The 20,774-nt window shown below is 70.0% G+C and carries 18 protein-coding genes; 13 read left to right on the forward strand and 5 right to left on the reverse strand.

Going from position 1 to position 20,774, the window contains the following annotated elements; genetic code table 11:
* Nucleotides 1-157: 157 nt before the first annotated feature.
* The 5 genes from GVV76_RS02240 (at nt 158) to GVV76_RS02260 (ending at nt 5,399) form a co-directional block, all read left to right on the forward strand.
* Nucleotides 158-1,489: an ABC transporter substrate-binding protein gene (locus GVV76_RS02240; protein WP_159522826.1), complete on the forward strand. Its 1,332-nt coding sequence runs from the start codon at nt 158-160 to the stop codon at nt 1,487-1,489.
* A 126-nt stretch (nt 1,490-1,615) separates the two neighbouring features.
* Nucleotides 1,616-2,455 carry a carbohydrate ABC transporter permease gene (locus GVV76_RS02245; RefSeq protein ID WP_159522828.1) on the forward strand — a complete coding sequence of 280 codons (840 nt, stop codon included), beginning with the start codon at nt 1,616-1,618 and terminating at the stop codon, nt 2,453-2,455.
* A complete protein-coding gene (locus tag GVV76_RS02250) occupies nt 2,452-3,351 on the forward strand; it encodes a carbohydrate ABC transporter permease (protein WP_159522830.1) in 900 nt (299 codons plus the stop codon). Before GVV76_RS02245 ends, GVV76_RS02250 begins: the two co-directional genes overlap by 4 nt.
* 1 nt (nt 3,352) lies before the next feature.
* The gene (locus GVV76_RS02255; RefSeq protein ID WP_159624613.1) at nt 3,353-4,021 is read left to right on the forward strand and encodes a DUF624 domain-containing protein; all 669 of its coding nucleotides are present in this window, start codon (nt 3,353-3,355) and stop codon (nt 4,019-4,021) included.
* A 91-nt stretch (nt 4,022-4,112) separates the two neighbouring features.
* Nucleotides 4,113-5,399: an adenylosuccinate synthase gene (locus GVV76_RS02260; protein WP_159624615.1), complete on the forward strand. Its 1,287-nt coding sequence runs from the start codon at nt 4,113-4,115 to the stop codon at nt 5,397-5,399.
* A gap of 131 nt (nt 5,400-5,530) precedes the next feature.
* On the opposite strand, the gene GVV76_RS02265 is transcribed toward GVV76_RS02260, so the two are convergent.
* Together GVV76_RS02265 and GVV76_RS02270 are read right to left on the reverse strand one after the other, a co-directional pair.
* On the reverse strand, nt 5,531-6,397 hold the full coding sequence (locus GVV76_RS02265) for an LppM family (lipo)protein (protein ID WP_159522836.1): 867 nt from the start codon (nt 6,395-6,397) through the stop codon (nt 5,531-5,533).
* A gap of 86 nt (nt 6,398-6,483) precedes the next feature.
* Nucleotides 6,484-7,260, reverse strand: a complete 777-nt coding sequence (locus tag GVV76_RS02270; protein ID WP_442858360.1) for an LppM family (lipo)protein — start codon at nt 7,258-7,260, stop codon at nt 6,484-6,486.
* Nucleotides 7,261-7,483: 223 nt separating this feature from the next.
* On the opposite strand from GVV76_RS02270, the gene GVV76_RS02275 reads away from it, so the two are divergent.
* The 7 genes from GVV76_RS02275 (at nt 7,484) to purQ (ending at nt 14,505) form a co-directional block, all read left to right on the forward strand.
* A complete protein-coding gene (locus tag GVV76_RS02275; RefSeq protein ID WP_159624619.1) occupies nt 7,484-9,328 on the forward strand; it encodes a phosphoenolpyruvate carboxykinase (GTP) in 1,845 nt (614 codons plus the stop codon).
* Nucleotides 9,329-9,505: 177 nt separating this feature from the next.
* Nucleotides 9,506-10,759 carry a phosphoribosylamine--glycine ligase gene (gene purD, locus GVV76_RS02280; RefSeq protein ID WP_159624621.1) on the forward strand — a complete coding sequence of 418 codons (1,254 nt, stop codon included), beginning with the start codon at nt 9,506-9,508 and terminating at the stop codon, nt 10,757-10,759.
* A 92-nt stretch (nt 10,760-10,851) separates the two neighbouring features.
* The gene (locus tag GVV76_RS02285; RefSeq protein WP_159624623.1) at nt 10,852-11,775 is read left to right on the forward strand and encodes a phosphoribosylaminoimidazolesuccinocarboxamide synthase; all 924 of its coding nucleotides are present in this window, start codon (nt 10,852-10,854) and stop codon (nt 11,773-11,775) included.
* 68 nt (nt 11,776-11,843) lie between these two features.
* Nucleotides 11,844-12,443: a hypothetical protein gene (locus GVV76_RS02290; protein WP_235905124.1), complete on the forward strand. Its 600-nt coding sequence runs from the start codon at nt 11,844-11,846 to the stop codon at nt 12,441-12,443.
* Nucleotides 12,444-13,376: a PsbA protein gene (locus GVV76_RS10300; RefSeq protein ID WP_236263156.1), complete on the forward strand. Its 933-nt coding sequence runs from the start codon at nt 12,444-12,446 to the stop codon at nt 13,374-13,376.
* A 157-nt stretch (nt 13,377-13,533) separates the two neighbouring features.
* A complete protein-coding gene (locus GVV76_RS02300) occupies nt 13,534-13,788 on the forward strand; it encodes a phosphoribosylformylglycinamidine synthase subunit PurS (protein ID WP_159522846.1) in 255 nt (84 codons plus the stop codon).
* A 3-nt stretch (nt 13,789-13,791) separates the two neighbouring features.
* Nucleotides 13,792-14,505 (forward strand): phosphoribosylformylglycinamidine synthase subunit PurQ, encoded by a 714-nt coding sequence (gene purQ, locus GVV76_RS02305; RefSeq protein ID WP_159522848.1) that lies wholly within the window; start codon nt 13,792-13,794, stop codon nt 14,503-14,505.
* A gap of 565 nt (nt 14,506-15,070) precedes the next feature.
* Here the strand turns inward: purQ and GVV76_RS02310 are convergent.
* On the reverse strand, nt 15,071-16,516 hold the full coding sequence (locus GVV76_RS02310; RefSeq protein ID WP_159624625.1) for a glycosyltransferase: 1,446 nt from the start codon (nt 16,514-16,516) through the stop codon (nt 15,071-15,073).
* A 176-nt stretch (nt 16,517-16,692) separates the two neighbouring features.
* Here GVV76_RS02310 and purL point away from each other — a divergent pair, with 176 nt between their 5' ends.
* A complete protein-coding gene (gene purL / locus GVV76_RS02315; protein WP_159624627.1) occupies nt 16,693-19,074 on the forward strand; it encodes a phosphoribosylformylglycinamidine synthase subunit PurL in 2,382 nt (793 codons plus the stop codon).
* Nucleotides 19,075-19,263: 189 nt separating this feature from the next.
* On the opposite strand, the gene GVV76_RS02320 is transcribed toward purL, so the two are convergent.
* Both GVV76_RS02320 and GVV76_RS02325 read right to left on the reverse strand, forming a co-directional pair.
* Nucleotides 19,264-19,734 carry a hypothetical protein gene (locus GVV76_RS02320; RefSeq protein WP_159522854.1) on the reverse strand — a complete coding sequence of 157 codons (471 nt, stop codon included), beginning with the start codon at nt 19,732-19,734 and terminating at the stop codon, nt 19,264-19,266.
* Nucleotides 19,735-20,058: 324 nt separating this feature from the next.
* A complete protein-coding gene (locus tag GVV76_RS02325) occupies nt 20,059-20,733 on the reverse strand; it encodes a hypothetical protein (protein WP_159624629.1) in 675 nt (224 codons plus the stop codon).
* Nucleotides 20,734-20,774: the final 41 nt, after the last annotated feature.

Raw genomic sequence — 20,774 nt, forward strand, 5'->3', positions numbered from 1 at the left:
CGATATCTGGCCTGAAAGACTTGCAGCAAGGGGGGCAGGATGTGCAATGATGGGGTGTCGCCCGCGACATCGGACCTACCCCGGGCTCGTCGAGCGGGCAGTCGCTCACGCGGGGCTTTCCTCGCCCACGCGGTTGTCTTGTCCAAAGGAGGACCTCATGCGACTCGTTTCCCGCCGCTCCATGCTCTGTGGCTCCGCCGCGCTCGCTGTTGCTGCAACCCTGGCAGCCTGCGGTGAGTCCGGTTCCTCTGGCAAGGGCGGTGTCTACTTCCTCAACTTCAAGCCCGAGGCCGAGGAGGCCTTCAAGGCCATCGCCGAGGCCTACAAGGCCAAGACCGGAGTTGAGGTCAAGGTCGTCACCGCCGCCGCCGGCAAGTACGAGGAGACCCTGACCTCCGAGGTCGCCAAGTCCGCCCCGCCCACCCTGTTCAACATCAACGGCCCGGTCGGCCTGGCCAACTGGAAGGATTACGCGACCGACCTGAGCGACACCGCCGCCGCCAGGGCCCTCACGGACAACTCGCTCGCCCTCAAGGGCGACGACGGCAAGATCTACGGCGTCCCGCTGGCCACTGAGGGCTACGGCATCATCTACAACAAGGCCATCCTCGACAAGTACTTCGCCATGGACGGCGCCAAGGCCGCGAGCGTCGGCGAGATCAAGGGCTTCGCCAAGCTCAAGGAGGTCGTTGAGGACATCCAGGCCAAGAAGGACGAGCTCGGCATCAGCGGCGCCTTCGCCGCCACCTCGCTCTCCCCGGGCGAGGACTGGCGCTTCCAGACCCACCTGGCGAACTACCCCGTCTTCTACGAGCTGCGCGACCTGGGTGCCACCGATTCGAAGGACCTCAAGCTCACCTACTCGGAGAACTACAAGCAGATCTTCGACCTCTACCTCAACAACTCCACCATCGCCCCCACGGAGGCCTCCGCGAAGGCCGTCACCGACTCCATGTCCGAGTTCGCGCTCGGCAAGTGCGCCTTCGTGCAGAACGGCAACTGGGCCTGGTCCCAGATCTCCGAGGTCGCGGGCAACACCGTCAAGCAGGAGGACATCCACTTCCTGCCCATCTACGTGGGCGTCGAGGGCGAGGAGAAGTACGGCATCGCCCTGGGCACTGAGAACTACCTGACGATCAACTCCGAGGCCCCCGATGCCGCCAAGGATGCCACCAAGGACTTCCTCAACTGGCTCCTCACCGACGCCGAGGCCGCCAAGATGCTCGTCGACAAGTCCGTCGTCTCAGTGGCCCCCTACTCGGCGTTCTCCAGTCTCACCCCGGCTGACCCGCTGGGCAAGGAGATCGTCTCCTACCTCAACAACAAAGAGCTCTCCCCCGTCAACTGGGTGTTCCCGACCTTCCCGAGCCAGGAGTTCAAGGACCAGCTCGGCCAGCACCTGTCCCAGTACGCCTCCGGCAAGGAGGACTGGACCGCGGTCAAGGACTACTTCGTCAAGGGCTGGGCCGAGGGCAAGGCCAAGGCCTGATCCTCCGCCCTCGCGGCAATGCTCCGCCGACGGCGCCCGGCCACCCGGCTGGACGCCGTCGGCTGAGCCACCCACCTCCCGCCTCCATTCGGCCCGGCAGAGTCGCCGGGCGCTGCAAGAGGAATCATGAACAGCGCACTCAAGAAGTACTTCCCGATATTCGCCGGACCCACGATCCTGGCCTTCCTCATCGCCTTCCTCGTCCCGTTCTTTATGGGGCTCTACCTGTCCTTCACCAAGTTCAAGACCCTGACGAACGCCAAGTGGGTGGGCCTGGATAACTACTCCAAGGTCCTTGAGTCGGACTTCGGCTCGGCGCTGTGGTTCACGGTCATCGTCTCGGTGATCTCCATCATCACCGTCAACCTCGGGGCCTTCACGCTGGCCTACCTGCTGACGCGCAAGCTCAAGGGCACCAACTTCTTCCGCTCGGTGTTCTTCATGCCCAACCTCATCGGCGGCATCGTCCTGGGATTCACCTGGCAGGTCATGCTCAACGCTATCCTCAAGCACTGGGGCCAGACCATCGTCAATGACTGGCACCTCGGCCTCCTCGGCCTCATCCTGCTGGTGAACTGGCAGCTCATGGGCTACATGATGATCATCTACATCGCGGGGCTGCAGAACGTTCCGCCCGAGCTCATCGAGGCCGCGCAGATCGACGGGGCGAATGGGTGGACGACGCTGCGCAACGTCACCATCCCGATGGTCATGCCCTCGATCACCATCTGCCTGTTCCTCACCCTGGCGAACACCTTCAAGATGTTCGACCAGAACCTGGCGCTGACCAACGGCGCCCCGCTCAAGAAGACCGAGATGGCGGCCCTGAGCATCTACAACACCATGTACCACGCCCGCAACCAGATGGGGCAGGCGCAGGCCGCCGCGGTGATCTTCTTCCTCATCGTCGCCGCGATCGCGCTCGTTCAGCTGCGCGTCACCCGCGCCAAGGAGGTCGACGCATGAGCGCCGCCAGCACCGCCGTCCGGCCCACCACCGCCCCGGCCCGCGCGAGGGCCGCCGAGCCCAGCGGGAGCATGGGGAGGTCGATCATCACCGCCCTCCTGGCGATCCTGTCGCTCGTGTGGCTGGTCCCGTTGGTCTTCATCCTGATCAACTCCTTCAAGGGCCGCTTCCACATCTCTGACAGCCCCTTCTCCCTGCCCACGGGTGAGCGCTTCTCCGGATTCACCAACTACGCCTCCGGCCTGAAGCTCAACGGCTTCGCGCAAGCCATCGGCTGGTCGCTGTTCATCACGGTGGGCTCGGTCGCGGTGATCCTCCTGCTGACCGCGATGACCGCCTACTACATCACCCGGGTGAAGACCTGGTGGACCTCCGTCATCTACTACGTCTTCGCCTTCTCGATGATCGCCCCGTTCCAGCTCGTCATGTTCCCCACCTCCAAGGTGGCCGATCTACTCGGACTGGCCAGCCCGTGGGGAATGATCGTGCTCTACCTCGGCTTCGGTGGGGCGCTGTCCGTGTTCCTCTTCGCGGGGTTCATCAAGTCAATCCCCATGGAGATCGAGGAGGCCGCCTACATGGACGGCTGCTCGCCGCTGCAGACCTACTTCCGGGTGGTCATGCCGCTGCTCAAGCCGACGGCGGTCACGGTCGCCATCCTCAACACCATGTGGGTGTGGAACGACTACCTCCTGCCCTACCTGGTCATCGGCCACGACGAGAACTACAAGACCATTCCGATCGTCATCCAGGCGCTCACCGGCTCCAACGGGAACAAGGACCTGGGCGCGCAGATGGCCATGCTCGTCCTGGCGATCATCCCGATCGTCGTCTTCTACCTGGTGAGCCAGAAGCACATCATCGAGGGCGTCGCCGCCGGCGCCGTCAAGGGCTGACGTGGCCGGACTCCTCCGGTTCGACTCGCCCTTCCACAGGGCGTGGTCAGCGGCCGCGGACCTCGTCGTCATCAACGGTCTCACCCTTCTGGGGTGCCTGCCCGTGGTGACGGCGGGGTCCGCCCTCGTCGCCTGCCACCGCGTGACCATGGAGATGGCGCGGGAGGAGGATGTCTACACGGTCCGCTCCTGGTGGCGCTCCTTCCGCGTCAATCTGCGCGGCTCGCTGGCCTGGTGGCTGCCCATGCTCTCCCTCATCGTGCTGGCCGCCGTCGAGCTCGTCGTCCTGGGCGGGCGGCCGGGCGCCGCGCCCCCGGGAAGCGCCTCCCGCCTCGCCTCGGGCGTCTCGGGCCTCGTGCTGGCGGCTACCCTCGTCCTGGCCGGCGTGGCCGCCTGGCTCCTGCCCCTGGTGGCCTTCTTCGACAACACGGCCTCCGGTCACCTGGGGAACGCCCTGCGCCTGGCGGTCGGGGCGCTCGGGCGCACGGGCCTGTGCCTGGTCATCACCGCGGCCCCGATCGCCTTGCCCCTCGCGCTGCCGAGGACGCTGCCGGCCGTGGCCTGGTTCATGGTCATCATCGGCGTTGGCTTCCAGGCCTACCTCATCGCCCTCGTTCAGCGCGGCGTGATCGACCGCCTGCGTCGGGCCGCCGGCGCGCCCGATGCCTGAGCACTGATCGGCGGGCCCGGCGCGCCCGGCTCTCGGGTAGCCTGGGCGGCGGCGCGCGCACCTGCCCGCCTCAGAGCAACAGGAGAGAGACATGCCAGGCATTGTCGTCGTTGGAGCCCAGTGGGGCGATGAGGGGAAGGGCAAGGCGACCGATCAGTTCGGCCAGGACGTCGACTACGTCGTCAAGTTCAATGGTGGCAACAACGCCGGCCACACCGTCGTCATCGACGGCGAGAAGTTCGCCTTCCACCTCCTTCCCGCGGGCGTCCTCACCCCGGGCGTCACCCCGATCATCGGCAATGGCGTCGTCGTGGACCTGGAGGTCCTCTTCGCGGAGATCGCGGACATCGAGGCGCGCGGCAAGGACGCCTCCTCCCTGCGCATCTCGGCCAACGCCCACCTCATCCCCTCCTACAACCGCATCATGGACCAGGCCACCGAGCGCTACCTCGGTGACCGCCAGCTCGGCACCACCGGGCGCGGCATCGGCCCGACCTACTCGGACAAGATGAATCGCGTGGGCCTGCGCGTGCAGGACCTGTTCGACGAGTCGATCCTGCGCCAGAAGGTGCGCGGCGCCCTCGACCAGAAGAACGGGGTCCTCACCAAGATCCTGGGGGCTGGAGCCGTGGACCCCGATGCGGTCGCCGATGAGCTGCTGTCCTACGCCGAGCGCGTGCGACCCATGGTCATCGACTGCTCGCTCGTGCTCAACAACGCCCTCGACGCGGGCAAGACCGTCCTGTTCGAGGCGGGCCAGGCCACCATGCTCGACATCGACCACGGCACCTACCCCTTCGTCACCTCCTCCAACCCCACCGCCGGCGGCGCCTGCACCGGCACAGGGGTCGGCCCCACGCGCATCGACTCCGTCATCGGCGTTGCCAAGGCCTACACCACGCGCGTGGGGGAGGGCCCCTTCCCGACCGAGCTCACCGATGCCACGGGCGAGCGCCTGCGCGCCGAGGGAGGGGAGTTCGGGGTGACCACGGGCCGCCCGCGCCGCTGCGGATGGCACGACGCCGTCGTCACCCGGTACGCGGCGCGCGTCAACGGACTGACTGATCTCGTCCTCACCAAGCTCGATGTCCTCACCGGGCACGAGGAGATCCCCATCTGCGTGGCCTACGACGTCGACGGTGAGCGGACCGATGAGATGCCGCTGACCCAGACCGGCTTCCATCACGCCACGCCCATCTACGAGGTCATGCCCGGCTGGGCCGAGGACATCACGGGCGCCCGGGAGTTCTCAGACCTGCCCCGGCCCGCGCGGGATTACGTGGAGCGCATCGAGGAGCTGGCGGGCTGCCGCGTGTCGGCAATCGGCGTGGGCGCCGGGCGCGAGGCGACGATCGTGCGCCACCGGCTCCTCGGCTGACGGCGCCCGCTCGCGCGGCTTCGGCCGCGCGAGCGCGGGCCGATCGACACGGCAGAGCCCCCGGCATCCGCGGATGCCGGGGGCTCCTATCGCGTGGCCGGGCCCAAGAGCCTGGCCGCGCTCAACCGGTCTCAGTACTGATTGCCGTAGGGCTGCTGGGGCGGCTGCTGGTGGTTCTGCTGCCCGGGCTGGCCGTACTGCTGCGGGTAGCCGGGCTGCGCCGCGCCGTAACCGGCGGCGGGGTCGTACCCGGGCTGCATGGGCTGGCCGGGAACGGCGGGAGCGCCGTAGGGCAGCGCCGAGGCCGCGGCCTTCTTCTTCTTGGAGGCGACGACCGCCGCCACGATGCCACCGATGACGAGCAGGGCCACGACCCCGCCGATGCCCAGGATGAGCGCGAGCTTCGAGTCGGAGGAACCGGAGGAGGAGCCGGAGCCCTTGTCCTTGCCGACGGCGTGCAGCTTGGTGTCGGACTCGGTCAGGATGTTCTTCCAGGTCACCTTCGTGCCATCAACCGTGGAACTGCCGGAGTGCTCGGTCACCTCGCCGGGGAAGGTGACATTGGCCGAGACGGCGATTCCGGGAGGCGTGCTCCGCGAGCTGTCCCGCATGCTGGACACGTCCCAGTCGAAGACGTACGTGTCGCCCTCGTGCTTGATGCCCTCGCCGTTGGTTGACTTCGTGTCACTGAGCTTGACGCCCTTCATCTCCATGGTGCACGAAGGACTGCCGTCCTTGTCTCCGAAGGTGTAGGTCGGCTTCACCCCCTCCGGGAGACCGGACTTGCCGAATCCCTGGCCAGCCATCGTTTCCTCCGAGCAGGATTCCTTCGTCAGGGCTCCGGAGTTCGTGCTGTCCCACACGGTCATCGTTAGGTCGAAGGTGTCGTCGTCATGGATCTTGAAGTCGACGCTGCCACCGCAGGCGGTCAGGGTGAGAGCGGCAGTGGGGAGAAGGAGGGCCGCTGTGATCTTGCGGCGCAGCGAGGAGATAGCCATAGGCCCAGCATAGGGATGAAATGCTCCTGAGCACCACGGGGAGTCCGCCCCATGGGCGCCTTCGCGTGGGAAGCGCCGCGGGACCGTCAGCCCCGCGCTCGGCGGCGCCTGAGAGCGGCCACCGCCACGGCCGCCGCCAATCCTGCCGTGCCGCCGATGACCCACCAGGAGTAGCGGTCCCAGAAACTCAGGCCGGCGTTCGCCCGCGTGTGCCCGGTGGCATGGATCCCCGCGAGGATCGTGTCCGTGTCCTCCCAGGTGACGGTCCTGCCATCGACGCTGCCGCCGCCGCCGTCGACGACGGCGCCCGGGAAGGTCACCGAGATCCTCGAGTCGAGCGGCGGGGCGGTCGGCCCGGCCCCGACGGTGGGCGCGGGGCCCTGGGGCCCCTGCGAGCCGCCCCTGCCCGAGGGGGCGGAGTCGCCCCCGGCGCCCGCCTTGCCTGTGGGGGTCGTGAGGCCGTCGGTGAGCCTCGTCAGATCGACCGCGTACAGATCGTCCTCGCGCACGACGAGCGCGTCCGAACTGGCCTGGTCGGACGCGGGGATCTCCACGCCGCTCACGGTGATCTTGCAGGCGATCTCGTCGTCATCGGCCTCGACGACCTCGGCCTGCGAACTCGCGGAGGTGCCTGCGACGGCCTTATCCGCCAGTCTCTGGCAGTCATCCTTGGAGGTGAGCACCTTGCCCGTGGAGTCCCGCATCTCGATGACGGCGCTGTACCGGCCGTCAGCGCCGATCTCCATCTCGAGGTTGGCCGTGCAGGCGCTCAGCGCCAGGGGCACGGCGAGCGCGGCCAGGCGGGCCGCGCGGCCCCGTCGGCTCCGGGAGTGCGCGACGCGGGCGATTCGGTCAGGGTCCATGCTCTTCACGGCCCGACCGTACCCCGGCTGGCAAGGGCGCCGGGGCCGGTGGCGGGCACGATGAGGACGACGAGGATGTGGCGCAGGCCATGGGCCCGTCCCACCTCTGCGCTTCTGGTGAAAGCGTCTCGATAGGACCAAGGTGCGCGTGACTCCCAGCGCGTTGTGGGGGAGGATTGGCCTCGACCGATTGAGGGTCAACCAACCCAAGGAAGGGACTCATATGACCGCCACTGCGCAGGACGTCCGCGCTGCTGCTCCCGCCAACGCGCCCGAGGATGTCATCGACTTCGCCATCCGCCTCGCCGAGCTCGGCAAGCCGGAGAAGGTCTACTTCTGCGACGGCTCCCAGGAGGAGTGGGACCGCCTGACCTCCGAGATGGTCGAGTCGGGCATGTTCACCCGCCTCAACCCGGAGAAGCGCCCCAACTCCTTCCTCGCCCGCTCGCTTCCCAGCGACGTCGCGCGCGTTGAGTCCCGGACCTACATCTGCTCCGAGAAGGAGGAGGACGCGGGTCCCACCAACAACTGGTATGACCCGGCCGAGATGAAGGCCATCCTCAACGAGAAGTTCGACGGCACCTACGCCGGCCGCACGATGTACGTCATCCCCTTCTCCATGGGCCCCCTGGGCGGCCCGATCTCCCAGCTGGGCATCGAGATCACCGACTCCCCCTACGTCGTCGTCAACATGCGCATCATGGCGCGCATCGGCGCCAAGGCGATGGACCTCATCAACGAGGGCCGCACCTGGGTTCCCGCCGTCCACTCCGTCGGCGCCCCCCTCGCCCCCGGCCAGGAGGACACCACCTGGCCGTGCAACGAGGAGAAGTACATCACCCACTTCCCCGAGACCAACGAGATCTGGTCCTACGGCTCCGGCTACGGCGGCAACGCCCTGCTGGGCAAGAAGTGCTACGCGCTGCGCATCGCCTCGACGATGGCCCGCCGCGACAACTGGATGGCCGAGCACATGCTCATCCTGCGCCTGACCGACGAGAAGTCCGGCAAGCAGTACCACGTCACCGCCGCCTTCCCGAGCGCCTGCGGCAAGACCAACCTCGCCATGCTCCAGCCCACCATCGAGGGCTACAAGGTCGAGACCGTCGGCGACGACATCGCCTGGATGCGTCAGGGTGAGGACGGCCGCCTGCGCGCCATCAACCCGGAGGCCGGCTTCTTCGGCGTCGCCCCGGGCACGTCCTACAAGACGAACCCGATGGCCATGGAGACCATGAAGGCCAACACCATCTTCACCAACGTCGCCCTGACGGACGACGGTGACGTGTGGTGGGAGGGTATCGACGCTGAGATGCCCGACCACCTCATCGACTGGCTCGGCAACGACTTCACCCCGGCCGACGCCGCCGAGGGCAAGAAGGCCGCGCACCCGAACTCGCGCTTCACCACCCCCGCCTCGCAGTGCCCGATCATCTGCCCCGACTGGGAGGCTCCTGAGGGCGTCGCCATCGACGCGATCCTCTTCGGTGGCCGCCGCGCCTCCAACGTGCCGCTCGTCGCCGAGCAGTACTCGCCCGCCCACGGCGTGTTCATCGGCGCCTCCGTGGCCTCCGAGGTCACCGCCGCCGCCACGGACGTCAAGGCCGGCTCCCTGCGCCACGACCCCTTCGCCATGCTGCCCTTCTGCGGCTACAACATGGCCGACTACTGGGGCCACTGGCTGGAGATCCAGGAGCAGTTGGGCGAGAACTTCCCGAAGGTCTACCAGGTCAACTGGTTCCGCAAGGACGAGGACGGCAAGTTCCTGTGGCCGGGCTACGGGGACAACTCCCGCGTCCTGGACTGGATCGTGCGTCGCGCCTCTGGCGAGGTCGAGGGCATCGAGGGCGTCACCGGTATCTACCCCAAGCGCGAGGACTTCAACCTTGAGGGCGCCGGCGTGAGCGAGGCCGACTGGGACAAGATGTACGACATCGACCCCGACGCCTGGGCCGCCGAGATGGACGACACCGAGCAGTACTTCTCCCAGTTCGGCGACAAGGTCCCCGCCGCCATCCGCGAGGAGCTGGCGAAGTTCCGCGAGCGCATCGCCGCCGCCAAGGCCTGAGGGCTGACACCACCTCACCCATATGAGTGAGGGCGGCTCCAACGGGGGCCCGGACCGCGCCCACGGTCCGGGCCCCCGTTCGCTACCTCCCGCGCTCACGCCCAGGCGGTCCTCCCGCCCTGCTCGTCCCCCGGAGGGCGGTTCCACCAGCGCCGCTCACCCGGCTACGCTGGCCACGTGAAGATCCTGCTCCTGGGCTCCGGCGCGCGCGAGCACGCCCTGGCCCGCGCCCTCGCATCCGACCCCGCCACCACAGAGCTCGTCGTCGCCCCCGGGAACCCCGGCACGGCCGCCATCGCCACCAACATCAGCGCTGACGCCGATGACCCCGAGGCCGTCGTCGCGCTCGCCCAGCAGATGGGCGCCGACCTCGTTGTCATCGGCCCAGAGGCGCCTCTCGTCGCCGGGGTCGCCGACGCCGTCCGCGCCGCGGGCATCCCCTGCTTCGGCCCCGGAGCCGAGGCCGCCCGCCTTGAGGGCTCCAAGGCCTTCGCTAAGGAGGTCATGGCCTCCGCCGGCGTCCCCACCGCCGAGGCCGCCGTCTGCGACACCCCCGCCGAGCTCGAGGCGGCCCTCGACCGCTTCGGCGCCCCCCACGTCGTCAAGGAGGATGGCCTGGCCGCCGGCAAAGGCGTCGTCGTCACCCCCGATCGCGCCACGGCCCTCGAACACGGTCTCGCCTGCCTGGCCAAGCAGGGAGGGCGCGTCGTCGTCGAGGATTACCTCGATGGCCCAGAGGCCTCCATCTTCTGCGTCTGCGACGGCGCCACCGTCCGCGCCCTCGCCCCCGCCCAGGACTTCAAGCGCCTAGGCGACGGGGACACCGGCCCCAACACCGGCGGGATGGGCTCCTACACGCCGCTGAACTGGGCTCCCGCCGACCTCGCCGAGCAAGTCGTCAACACCGTCGCCCAGCCCGTCATCGACGAGCTCGCGCGCCGCGGCACCGCCTTCGTCGGCCTCCTTTACTGCGGCCTCGCCCTGACCTCCAAGGGCCTGCGCGTCGTCGAGTTCAACGCGCGATTCGGCGACCCCGAGACCCAGGCCGTCCTTGCGCGCCTGACCTCCTCCCTGCCCGAGCTCCTCCTGGCCGCCGCCACCGGCCGCCTCGCCGAGGCCCCCGAACCCACCTGGAGCGCCCGGGCCGCCGTCGACGTCGTCCTCGCCGCACCCGGTTACCCCGGCACCGTCATCACCGGCGGGGCCATCACCGGCATCGAGGAGGCCGAGAGCGTCGACGGCGTCCATGTCCTTCACGCCGGCACCGGGCGGGATGATGACGGCACCCTCATTGCCACCGGCGGGCGGGTCCTGTCCATCGTGGCCCTCGGGGAGTCGGTCGCCGACGCGAGGGAGCGGGCTTACCAGGCGATCAGCCGCATCCACCTCGACGGCGCCCAGTACCGCGCTGACATCGCCGCCGGGCGCTGAGCCCCGCGCGCCCGCCCCGCGCCACCGCGCACCCTGGGGCAATGGGCGGATCATCGCTGCGCGCGGGCAGGTCAGGGTGGCAGGATGGGTGCATGAGCACCACGCCAGGACCCGCCCCCCTGACAGTCCCAGGCTGGGCCCACCGCTCCAGCGGGAAGGTCCGCGATGTCTACGCCCCCGATGCCACCAGCCCCTGGGCGGGCCAGGACGTCCTCCTCATCGTCGCCTCGGACCGCATCAGCGCCTACGACCACGTCCTGGACACCACCATCCCGGACAAGGGCCGCATCCTCACCGCCATGTCCGCCTGGTGGTTCGAGCAGCTCGCCGATGTGGTCCCCAACCACCTCGTCACCCTCGACGTGCCCGAGGAGGTCGCCGGGCGCGCCATGATCTGCCGGCGCCTCGACATGCACCCCATCGAGTGCGTCGCCCGCGGCTACCTCACCGGCTCCGGCCTCATCGAGTACCGCCTCAACAAGACCGTCTGCGGCCTGCCACTGCCCTACGGCCTGACCGAGGCCTCCCTGCTGCCCCAGCCGATCTTCACCCCCGCCGCCAAGGCCGAGGTCGGCGAGCACGACGAGAACATCTCCTACGAGCGCGTCGTCGAGATGGTGGGGGAGTCCACCGCCGCCAAGCTCCGCTACGTCACCCTCGCCCTCTACACGCGCGCCGTTGACATCGCCGCCCGGCGCGGCATCGTCATCGCCGACACCAAGTTCGAGCTCGGCGCTGGCCCCGACGGCTCCCTCATCCTGGGCGATGAGGTCCTCACCCCCGACTCCTCCCGGTTCTGGCCGGCCGAGGAGTGGGAGGAGGGCAGGCCCACCCCCTCCTTCGACAAGCAGTACGTGCGCGACTGGCTCGTCTCCCCGGCCTCCGGCTGGGACCGCGCCTCCGGTGACAGGCCCCCCGCCCTGCCCGACGATGTCGTCGAGCGCACCCGCGCGCGCTATCTCGAAGCCTACGAGCGCCTCACCGGGGCGCCGCTCGACCTCGGGGAGGCCCGGTGACGACCGCCGGCCGGGGCGCCGTGCCCGGGGGCCCCGCCCCCGGCGCGTTCGGGGGCCCTGCGCCCCGCGTGACCCGCAGCTTCCGTCCCGGGCGGGGTTTCGTCGTACTCGTCGTCGTGGCGACGGTCGTCGTTATTCTCGCCCTGGCCGCCGCGCTCGCCAGCGCCCTGGGGGCCCGGGGGACCTCCGCGATCCTCGGGGGGATCGCCCTGCTCGTCGTGGGCCTCGGGCTCATCGTCGCCCTGCGGGTCCCCGCACGCTCGCTCGTTGTCAACGCCCCGCGCCTGCGCCTGGATCGCAACCGCGCCGCGGCCGCCCGCAAGCGCGCCTTGGCCGAATCGGCCCGCTTCGGCCAGGCGGGTCCTCAGGGGCGCCCCGGCCGGCCCGCCGCCCCCGGCGCTGATCTGACCGTCATCCCCACGGGCGGCTCCACCGCCATCGCGCTGCCCGAGCCCAGTGTCCGTCGCGAGCTCACCGCCCTCGACGTCGTCTCCGGCCCCGTGTCCACCGCCCTGGTCTCGACCCCGCTGGGCCGCGCTGCTGACGAGCGCCTCTCGGGCACCACGACGGGCGAGTCACTGCTGCGCCTCGGCCAGATCCTCGTGGCCGCCTTCGGCTTCCTCCTCATCTCCCTCGGGCTGGCCTCCATCCTCGGGCAGGTGATCTGAGTGGCCCCGCCGATCGGCCGGGATCGTCGGCCCGCGTCCGAGCGGGGGCCCGTCAACTGGGGCCAGTCGCGCCCCTCGCGAGGATCCGGCAGGAGGTGGCGCACCACCTGGTCCGAGGCCGAGATCATCGATGCCGATGAGGACCTGGGCCCCAATGCCCCAGGCTTCGCTCCCCGCCCCGCCGCGGACGACGGCCCCTCGGAGCCCAATGCGCCCGGTGCCCCCGGCCCGAGCGGCCCTGCCCCATCCGGAGGACCCCGCGATCCCCGGGGAACCGACTGGGGCGTTGGGCGCGGCCGCTCCACGGAGCCCACGCCGCTGCAGCGGGCCCGCACCCCCTGGCCGGCCTCGCTCGTGCGCCAGCGCCTGGCGGGCATCGCATGCGCCCTGGTCGGCCTCGTCCTGGCCACCACCTCGGCGATGCGCCTGGCCACCGCCGCCAACGCCGGGCATCCCTGGGTGCCGCCCTGGCTCGTCGTCGTCCTGGGAGGCGCTGGACTCGTGTCCGCCGCCGGGTACCTCGCCTGGGCCGGCGGCACGCCGGTGCGCGGCGAGGCCGAGCGCTGGGAGCCCAGCCTCGTGGATGCGGCCGCCGGGCTGACCAATGGCGATGTCAACGTCGCCGACCCCCAGCGCCTGCTCACCTCGGGTGTCGAGAACGATCCCGCTGGGCTCGCCTCCACCGGGGCTGGGCCGCGCGTCGCCGTCGGCTCAGGTCCGAGGCCCCTCATGGGGACCTCCACGGTGGACCAGTCGAGCCAGGCCCCCGCGGGCGTGGCGGGCGCCGTCGGCGGCTTCATGCTCGCCGCCGCCGTGGTCTGCGCCGTCATCGCCCTCGTGCTGGGCCCCGCCTGGCTCATCGGCACCTGCGCCCTGGCCATCGGCGGCATCCTCGCCCTCAAGCTCGCCGGAGACTGGCTCGGGCGCATCTAGGCGCCGCGGCGCCCCGCGCGGATCATCCCCGGCTCCGTGGCTGTCGATCGGCGGCAAGGCCCGCCGGTGATCGACGGCGGTGGACAGCCCCGGAGGCGCGGGCGCGGACTGGTTACACTGGTCGCGCCGCACTTCCCCCAACTCCCAGGAGAGCACATTGGGACGCATCGTCGTTGAAGTCATGCCCAAGCCGGAGATCCTCGACCCGCAGGGCAAGGCCGTCATGGGGAGCCTGCCCAGGATCGGCCTCACCGGATTCACCGGAGTACGGCAGGGCCGCCGCTTCGAGCTCGCCGTCGAGGGGCCCGTCACCCAGGAGCACCTCGACGATGCCGAGCGGGCCGCCAGCACCCTGCTGTCCAACCCCATCATCGAGGACGTCGTCTCCGTCCACCCGCTTCAGGAGGACTGAGCCGTGAGTGACAGCCCCGTCGGCGCCCGCATCGGAGTCATCACCTTCCCCGGCACGCTCGACGACGTCGACGCCGCCCGCGCCATCCGCCTGGCCGGCGGCGAGGCCGTGAGCCTGTGGCACAAGGACGCCGACCTGAAGGGCGTGGACGCCGTCGTCGTCCCCGGCGGCTTCTCCTACGGCGACTACCTGCGCTGCGGCGCCATCGCCCGCTTCGCGCCCGTCATGGGCGAGGTCATCAACGCGGTAGGCGCCGGGATGCCGGTCCTGGGCATCTGCAACGGCTTCCAGATCCTCGCCGAGGCCCATCTGCTGCCCGGCGCCCTCATCCGCAACGACCACCAGAAGTTCTACTGCCGCGAGCAGCGGCTGCGCGTGGAGTCGACGACGACCGCCTGGACGTCCTCCATGGACGATGGCGAGGAGATCGTCGTCCCGCTCAAGAACGGCGAGGGCAACTTCATCGCCTCCCCCGAGGAGCTCGACCGCCTTGAGGGCGAGGGCCTCATCGTCTTCCGCTACATCGACAACCCCAACGGCTCGGCGAGGGACATCGCCGGGGTGCGGAACGAGCGCGGGAACGTCGTCGGCCTCATGCCCCACCCCGAGCATGCGGTGGAGCCGGGTTTCGGCCCTGACTCGCCTGCCGGCCCCCGGACCGGCACTGACGGCCTGCGGATCTTCCAGTCGGTCATCAGCTCCCTCGTGGCGGCCTGAGCCGCTTCTTATCGATACGGTCCGGTGGGCGCGCCGCGCGCCCACCGCGCCGGATCGCGCGCCCGGCACGACGGGGCCCGGGCGGTGGGGCGCCCGGCCGCGCTCGTGGGGCATGATCGGGAACCTGTAAGAAGCCTGGGAGTTATCCACAAGCTTGCTCGGCGGGCTGTGGACAATCCGGTGTTGATCGCTCTGAGACCGAAGGTCCCGAATCGTGTCGGCATCGTGATCGGGGAGGGGCAGTCTCGCGCCGGGGCCGGCCTCCCGGGTGGCTCCCTGGAATGGCGGGCTGCCGCGGGAAACGGGGGTTCGAGAGCTCTGATCGTGAGAAGAACCGCATGATCTCAAGGATTTGACCGATCCTGACAAGACCCTGTAGGTAGCCTGAGAAGAGGCTCGCGCCCCCGCATGTGGTACATACGGGGGCGCAATCGTGAGTGTGAGGGCGCCTTCACAGGCGGAGGCCCGTCATCTCGCGGCTCGTCCCCCACTGCGCACATGCCTGTGGAGGAAGCCTGTGGAAAACTCTGGGGGAAGGCGCGCGGCCGGCCGCTGGGGCCGAGCCTCAGGGCCGCTCAAGGGCCGCCGCGAGGGCGTCGAGGACCTGGAGGAGATGCCGGTCCGGCAGGAAGGAGCGGCGCACCGACTCGTGCGCCGTCGCCCCCATCTCGGCCGCCCGCTCGGGGAAGAGCAGCAGGTCCGCCACCGCTTGAGCCCAGGCCGCGCCGTCATGCGGATCCACGAGGACACCGTCAACGCCATCGGTCACCTGCGTGCGGATCCCCCCGACGCCGGAGGCCACCACGGGGGCCTTCTTCCACATCGCCTCAGCCACCGTCAGCCCGAAGGCCTCGACGATCGAGCGCTGGGTGACCACCGAGCTCACCCGCTGCACGGCGTTGACCACGAGCGCGTTGACCTCCCGGTCATGGGCCGGCACCGCCGCGATGTGAATGCGCGAGCGCGCCGCCGCGGGGAGGAGCTCAACGGCCTCGACGGCCTCGTCCAGCACCCGCTCGGCAGCGCTCCTCTTGTCGGGGCAGGGGCCCACCAGCAGCAGATGGGCGTCATCGGGGAGCGCCTCCAGGTTCTCCGCGAAGGCGATCGCCAGCTCCTTCATCCCCTTGAGCCGGTCCCAGCGCGAGACCTGCGTGACCGTCCGCGCTCCCAGCGGCACCGGGCCCCCGGCGCGCATGACGCCGCCCTCGGCCGCCGCGGAGCGCAGCGCGTCCGTCCGCCCGTCGCCGCGGATGAAGGGGAACGCGTCGAAGGGGGGCTCGCCGTCGAAGATCCCCGCCAGGCGTGCGATCGACCAGGCCTCATCCATGTCGAGGACCCGGTTCTTGGGGCTGTCGGGGTCGATGGAGGGTGGGATGACGGCGCAGGCCTCGGGCTCGGTGAAGGGGGGACGGTACTCCTCGCAGGAGACGATCACGTAGTCCGCGTCCTCCAGGTAGCGGTCCAGGAAGGCCCAGGCGCGCTGGGCGTCCTCAACGCCCTCGGGGCTGGCGGTGGCCAGATCCGCGCCCGCGTGGCAGCGCCACACGACGACGGCGCCCGCCGCCTTGAGGGGGCGCGCCAGGCCGGCGGTCGCTGGATCGTGGAGGATGACGATGTCGCCCTCGCGGATGTCCCCGGCGACGTTCTCCGCGTTGGACGCCAGCGTGTGCTCGTAGAGGTCGCGCTCCTTCTCTCCCAGGCGGCCTCGGTCCCCAATATCCCCATGGATCCAGGAGTGCAGGCGCCCGCTGAGGGCGGTGAACTCCGCCGGAGCGTCCAGGCACAGCCATCGGGCGTCGACATCCAGGCCGCGGGCATAGCCCGCCAGGGGGGCGACGGTCTCCACCGGGCCAGCGCCCGCCTGGTCCGTGGGGGTCACGATCCACAGGGCGCGCCCCTCCAGGAGCGCCTGGGCGGCCGCCACGCCGTCGCGGAGCCGGTGCGCGGCGACCTCGTCGAGGTGGGGCTCGAGCTCGGACAGGGGCAGTGGAGCGACGTCGATGGTTCTCATGGCACGATCTTGCCCTGTCCGCGTGTGAGAGGGCGCACCTTTTGGGGCGCGTCTTCATCTCTAATCGCCGAGCGCCTCGCCCGACCCGCTCACCTGGGGGACCCATGACCTGCCGCTCCCACCTGCCGGGTATCCTCGGGCATGGCCCCCTCCCGCTCACCCCCAGGAGCAGCCGCATGGCTCACACAGCCCACACCGCCGAGACCGCCCCCCGTCCCGTGGAGCATCCCGACACCGTCGCCGATGCCGCGGCGACGCCCGATCAGCAGATGCCGTGGGCCGAGCTCGGCCTCAAGGCCGATGAGTACGAGGACATCAAGCGGCTCTTGGGCCGCCGTCCCACTGCCGCCGAGCTCGCCATGTACTCCGTCATGTGGTCCGAGCACTGCTCCTACAAGTCCTCCAAGATCCACCTCAAGCAGTTCGGCGCCAAGGTCACCCCCGAGATGCGCGAGCACCTGCTCGTCGGCATGGGGGAGAACGCCGGCGTCGTCGACATCGGCGACGGCTGGGCCGTGACCTACAAGGTCGAGTCCCACAACCACCCCAGCTTCGTTGAGCCCTACCAGGGCGCCGCCACCGGCGTGGGCGGGATCGTCCGCGACATCATCTCCATGGGCGCGCGGCCCGTGGCCGTCATGGACCAGCTGCGCTTCGGCGCCGCGGACCACCCCGACACCGCCCGCGTCGTGCACGGCGTCGTCGCCGGCGTCGGCGGCTACGGCAACTGCCTGGGCCTGCCCAACATCGGCGGCGAGACCGAGTTCGACCCCTCCTACCAGGAGAACCCGCTCGTCAACGCCCTGTGCGTGGGGGTCCTGCGCCACGAGGACATCCACCTGGCCAACGCCTCCGGCGCCGGCAACAAGGTGGTCCTCTTCGGTGCGCGCACCGGCGGAGACGGCATCGGCGGCGCCTCCATCCTGGCCAGCGAGTCCTTCGAGGACGGCATGCCCGCCAAGCGCCCCAGCGTCCAGGTGGGCGATCCCTTCATGGAGAAGGTCCTCATCGAGTGCTGCCTCGACCTGTTCGACGCCGAGCTCGTCCTGGGCATCCAGGACCTGGGCGCCGCCGGCATCTCCTGCGCCACGAGCGAGCTCGCCTCCAACGGCGACGGCGGCATGCACGTCGACCTGGAGAAGGTCCTCCTGCGCGACCCCTCCCTCACCGCCGGCGAGATCCTCATGAGCGAGTCCCAGGAGCGCATGATGGCCGTCGTCGCCCCCGACAGGCTCGACGACTTCATGGCCGTCATCGACAAGTGGGACGTCGAGGCCGCTGTCATCGGTGAGGTCAACGGCTCGGGCCGCCTGACCATCGACCACTTCGGTGAGCGGATCGTCGACGTCGACCCCAAGACGGTCGCCCACGAGGGCCCCACCTACGAGCGCCCCTACGCCCGCCCCGCCTGGCAGGACGCGCTCAACGCGGACTCCTCCGAGCGCCTGGCGCGCCCGGCCAGCGCCACCGAGTTCACCGAGCAGGTTCTCGCCGTCGTCACCAGCCCCAACCAGGCCTCCAGTGCCTGGGTCACCGACCAGTACGACCGTTTCGTGCGCGGCGACACCGCCCTGGCCCAGCCCGACGACGCCGGCGTCATCCGCGTCGATGAGACCACCGGCCGCGGCGTGGCCATCTCCACCGACGCCAACGGGCGCTTCACCAAGCTCGACCCGGCCACCGGCGCGGCCCAGGCCCTCGCCGAGTCCTACCGCAATGTCTGCACCGTTGGCGCCACGCCCCGGGCCGTGACCGACTGCCTCAACTTCGGCTCCCCGGAGGACCCGGACGCCATGTGGCAGGTCGTTGAGGCCATCACCGGCCTGGCCGACGCCTGCCAGCAGATGGGCGTGCCCGTCACCGGCGGCAATGTCTCCCTGTACAACTCGCACGGCAAGGTCAAGGGGCTGCCCGACTCCTCCATCAACCCCACGCCCGTCGTCGGCGTCCTGGGCGTCATGGACGACGTGCGCCGCGCCAACCCCTCTGGCTGGTTCGAGGAGGGGCTGGCGATCATCGCCCTGGGCGCCACCGCCGATGAGCTGGACGGCTCGGCCTGGACGCGCGTGGTCCACGACCACCTCGGTGGTCTGCCCCCGAAGGTGGACCTGGAGGCCGAGATGGCCCTGGGGCGCGTCCTCGTGGCGCTGAGCGAGGCGGACCTGCCCGAGGGTGCGAAGCTCGTGCGCGCCGCCCACGACCTGTCCGCCGGCGGCCTCATCCAGAGCCTCGTCGACGCCGTGCTGCGCCACGGCGTGGGGGCCAGCGTGGACCTGGCCCCCATCGAGAGCCGTGACGGCGTGGACGACTTTACCGCCCTGTTCTCCGAGTCCGGGGCGCGCGCGCTCGTGGCCGTCCACGAGGCCGCCGTGCCGGCGGTGGAGGCCGCCGCGGGCGCCGAGGGCGTGCCGTGGGCGCGCATCGGCACCACCGGTGGGGACATGCTCGTCGTGACCGGCACGGACCTGCTGGCCGACGGCGGTGCCGGCCGCCCGCTCATGCTCGACCTCGCCGAGCTGCGCGACGGGGTGGAGGCGACCCTGCCCGCGCTGTTCTGAGGCGTGGCGCCGCTGGCGCGGGCGCTGAGCCCTCAGGGTCTCGGCGTCTCGCACCGGCGTGCCCTGGCCGCGTGGGCGGCGCAGCGCGTTGAGCGCGTGCTGCCGCTCGCGGGCGATGACGCCGCGCCGGCCTCGATCAGGAGGGTGTCCGGGATCGATACCGCCATCGTCGCACCAGCGCGCGACCGGTCATGGCCCCGCGGGGGAGGGGTTGTGCTCGATGAAATCGGAGGCGGGGGGCTCTGTGCGCCAGGCCTTCGAGGTCTGGAGCAACAGGAGGCAGATGGTCGCCGTCGCCAGCCCCGCGCCGATCATGAACTCGAGGGCGAGGGCGGGATTGAATTTAGCGCCCCAGGGCACGGCGGCCGATGAGTGGTACCCCAGAGCGTCGTACGGCATGGCGGGGATGACCAGGTCGCGCGCGATGGTGAGAACGGCCTGGGAGATCGCGGCGCCCAGGAGGACGGCGTAGCCTTTCCTCCCCAGGAAGGTGATCCCCGTGGTCAGCAAGGCCACAGCGGTGAGGAGCACCCCGAAGGCGTAGAGGTAGAACAGCCCGGCCAGCGTGTTGGGGTTGGAACTGTCATTGCTGAAATCGATGGCGTAGAAGAAATTGAGCAATCCCAGGAAGAGCCCGAGACTGCCGCTGATGATGGCCATGACGCAGGCGCTCATTACCGTTCCGGGGTGGGTCGGTCCTCGGCGCGCGGCCGGGACGGGCGCCGGGTATAGGAACGTCGGCACGAGCATCACCGGCGGCTGAACGGCATAGCCTCCGTAGGGGGCGGATGCTCCCAGAGCCCCCGGCATGCCAGGGGCTCCCTGCTGATACCCAGGGGCGTAGGACTGTTGGGCGCCCGTGGGCTGCGCCGGGACCTGGCCGTAAGCGGGATCGGACGGCTGCTGGGGGAAATAGGGGGCGGTCATGGATACCCTTCGTCGTCGCGTGTCGCGTGGGGGTGGATGAGCTGAGAGCGCGGTCCTCTACTTGCGCCAGTTCTTCGTCGAGGGGTTCAGGAGCAGGATGATGGTGGACACCGCCAGGCCGAGGCCGGTGACGAGGTAGAAAACAGTGCCGCTGTTGAACCTGATGCTGTCGGGGAGATCGGAGGAGTTGAGTCCGAGGATCCTGGGGAGCATCAGCGGGAAGACGATGTGCAATAGGACCGTCATGATGGCCTGCGCGATGGCGGCGCCCAGGAGGCCCCCGTACCCCTTGCCCTTGAAGAAGGTGATGCTCGTCGTCAGTAGCGCCACGGCGGTGACGAACACTCCGGATCCGAGGATGTAGTCGATCATGACCGCGGTGCTCCGGCTGTGGCTGGCCGCGACGAGCTGCGCCAGAGCGTCGAGCGTGGTTGTGAGGATGATCGTGCTGACGGCCAGGAGGAGACCCAGCCCCCCGCTGATGATGCCGAGCACTGACGCGCCCGTCGCGGTGCCCGGGCGCTGGGGCCCCATCGGCCGCAGGTAGGGCATCACCGGGTAGACGGCCATGGGCTGGCCCGCGTAGGGGGCGGCGGCGTACGGGTACTGGGGCATCCCGGCCTGCGGCGCCCGCGCGTAATCGGGCCGACCGGAGGAGGGCGCGGAGGGCTGAGGGTAGGGCTGATAGGGCTGGTAGGGCTGCTGGGGAGGGTAGGGGGACTGATCAGTCATGACGGAGATCCTTCTATGTCATACGCCAAGGCGATTCAAGC

It is taken from the genome of Actinomyces sp. zg296, assembly GCF_009829695.1.
Classification (GTDB): Bacteria; Actinomycetota; Actinomycetes; order Actinomycetales; family Actinomycetaceae; genus Actinomyces; species Actinomyces marmotae.

Coding starts and splice junctions, on each gene's coding strand:
- GVV76_RS02285 (WP_159624623.1), top strand. CDS start 10,852: ATGAGCACCACGCCAGGACCCGCCCCCCTGACAGTCCCAGGCTGGGCC.
- GVV76_RS02275 (WP_159624619.1), top strand. CDS start 7,484: ATGACCGCCACTGCGCAGGACGTCCGCGCTGCTGCTCCCGCCAACGCG.
- GVV76_RS02325 (WP_159624629.1), bottom strand. CDS start 20,733: ATGACTGATCAGTCCCCCTACCCTCCCCAGCAGCCCTACCAGCCCTAT.
- GVV76_RS02270 (WP_442858360.1), bottom strand. CDS start 7,260: ATGGACCCTGACCGAATCGCCCGCGTCGCGCACTCCCGGAGCCGACGG.
- GVV76_RS02265 (WP_159522836.1), bottom strand. CDS start 6,397: ATGGCTATCTCCTCGCTGCGCCGCAAGATCACAGCGGCCCTCCTTCTC.
- GVV76_RS02245 (WP_159522828.1), top strand. CDS start 1,616: ATGAACAGCGCACTCAAGAAGTACTTCCCGATATTCGCCGGACCCACG.
- GVV76_RS02320 (WP_159522854.1), bottom strand. CDS start 19,734: ATGGCCATCATCAGCGGCAGTCTCGGGCTCTTCCTGGGATTGCTCAAT.
- GVV76_RS02310 (WP_159624625.1), bottom strand. CDS start 16,516: ATGAGAACCATCGACGTCGCTCCACTGCCCCTGTCCGAGCTCGAGCCC.
- purL (WP_159624627.1), top strand. CDS start 16,693: ATGGCTCACACAGCCCACACCGCCGAGACCGCCCCCCGTCCCGTGGAG.
- GVV76_RS02260 (WP_159624615.1), top strand. CDS start 4,113: ATGCCAGGCATTGTCGTCGTTGGAGCCCAGTGGGGCGATGAGGGGAAG.
- GVV76_RS02240 (WP_159522826.1), top strand. CDS start 158: ATGCGACTCGTTTCCCGCCGCTCCATGCTCTGTGGCTCCGCCGCGCTC.
- GVV76_RS02250 (WP_159522830.1), top strand. CDS start 2,452: ATGAGCGCCGCCAGCACCGCCGTCCGGCCCACCACCGCCCCGGCCCGC.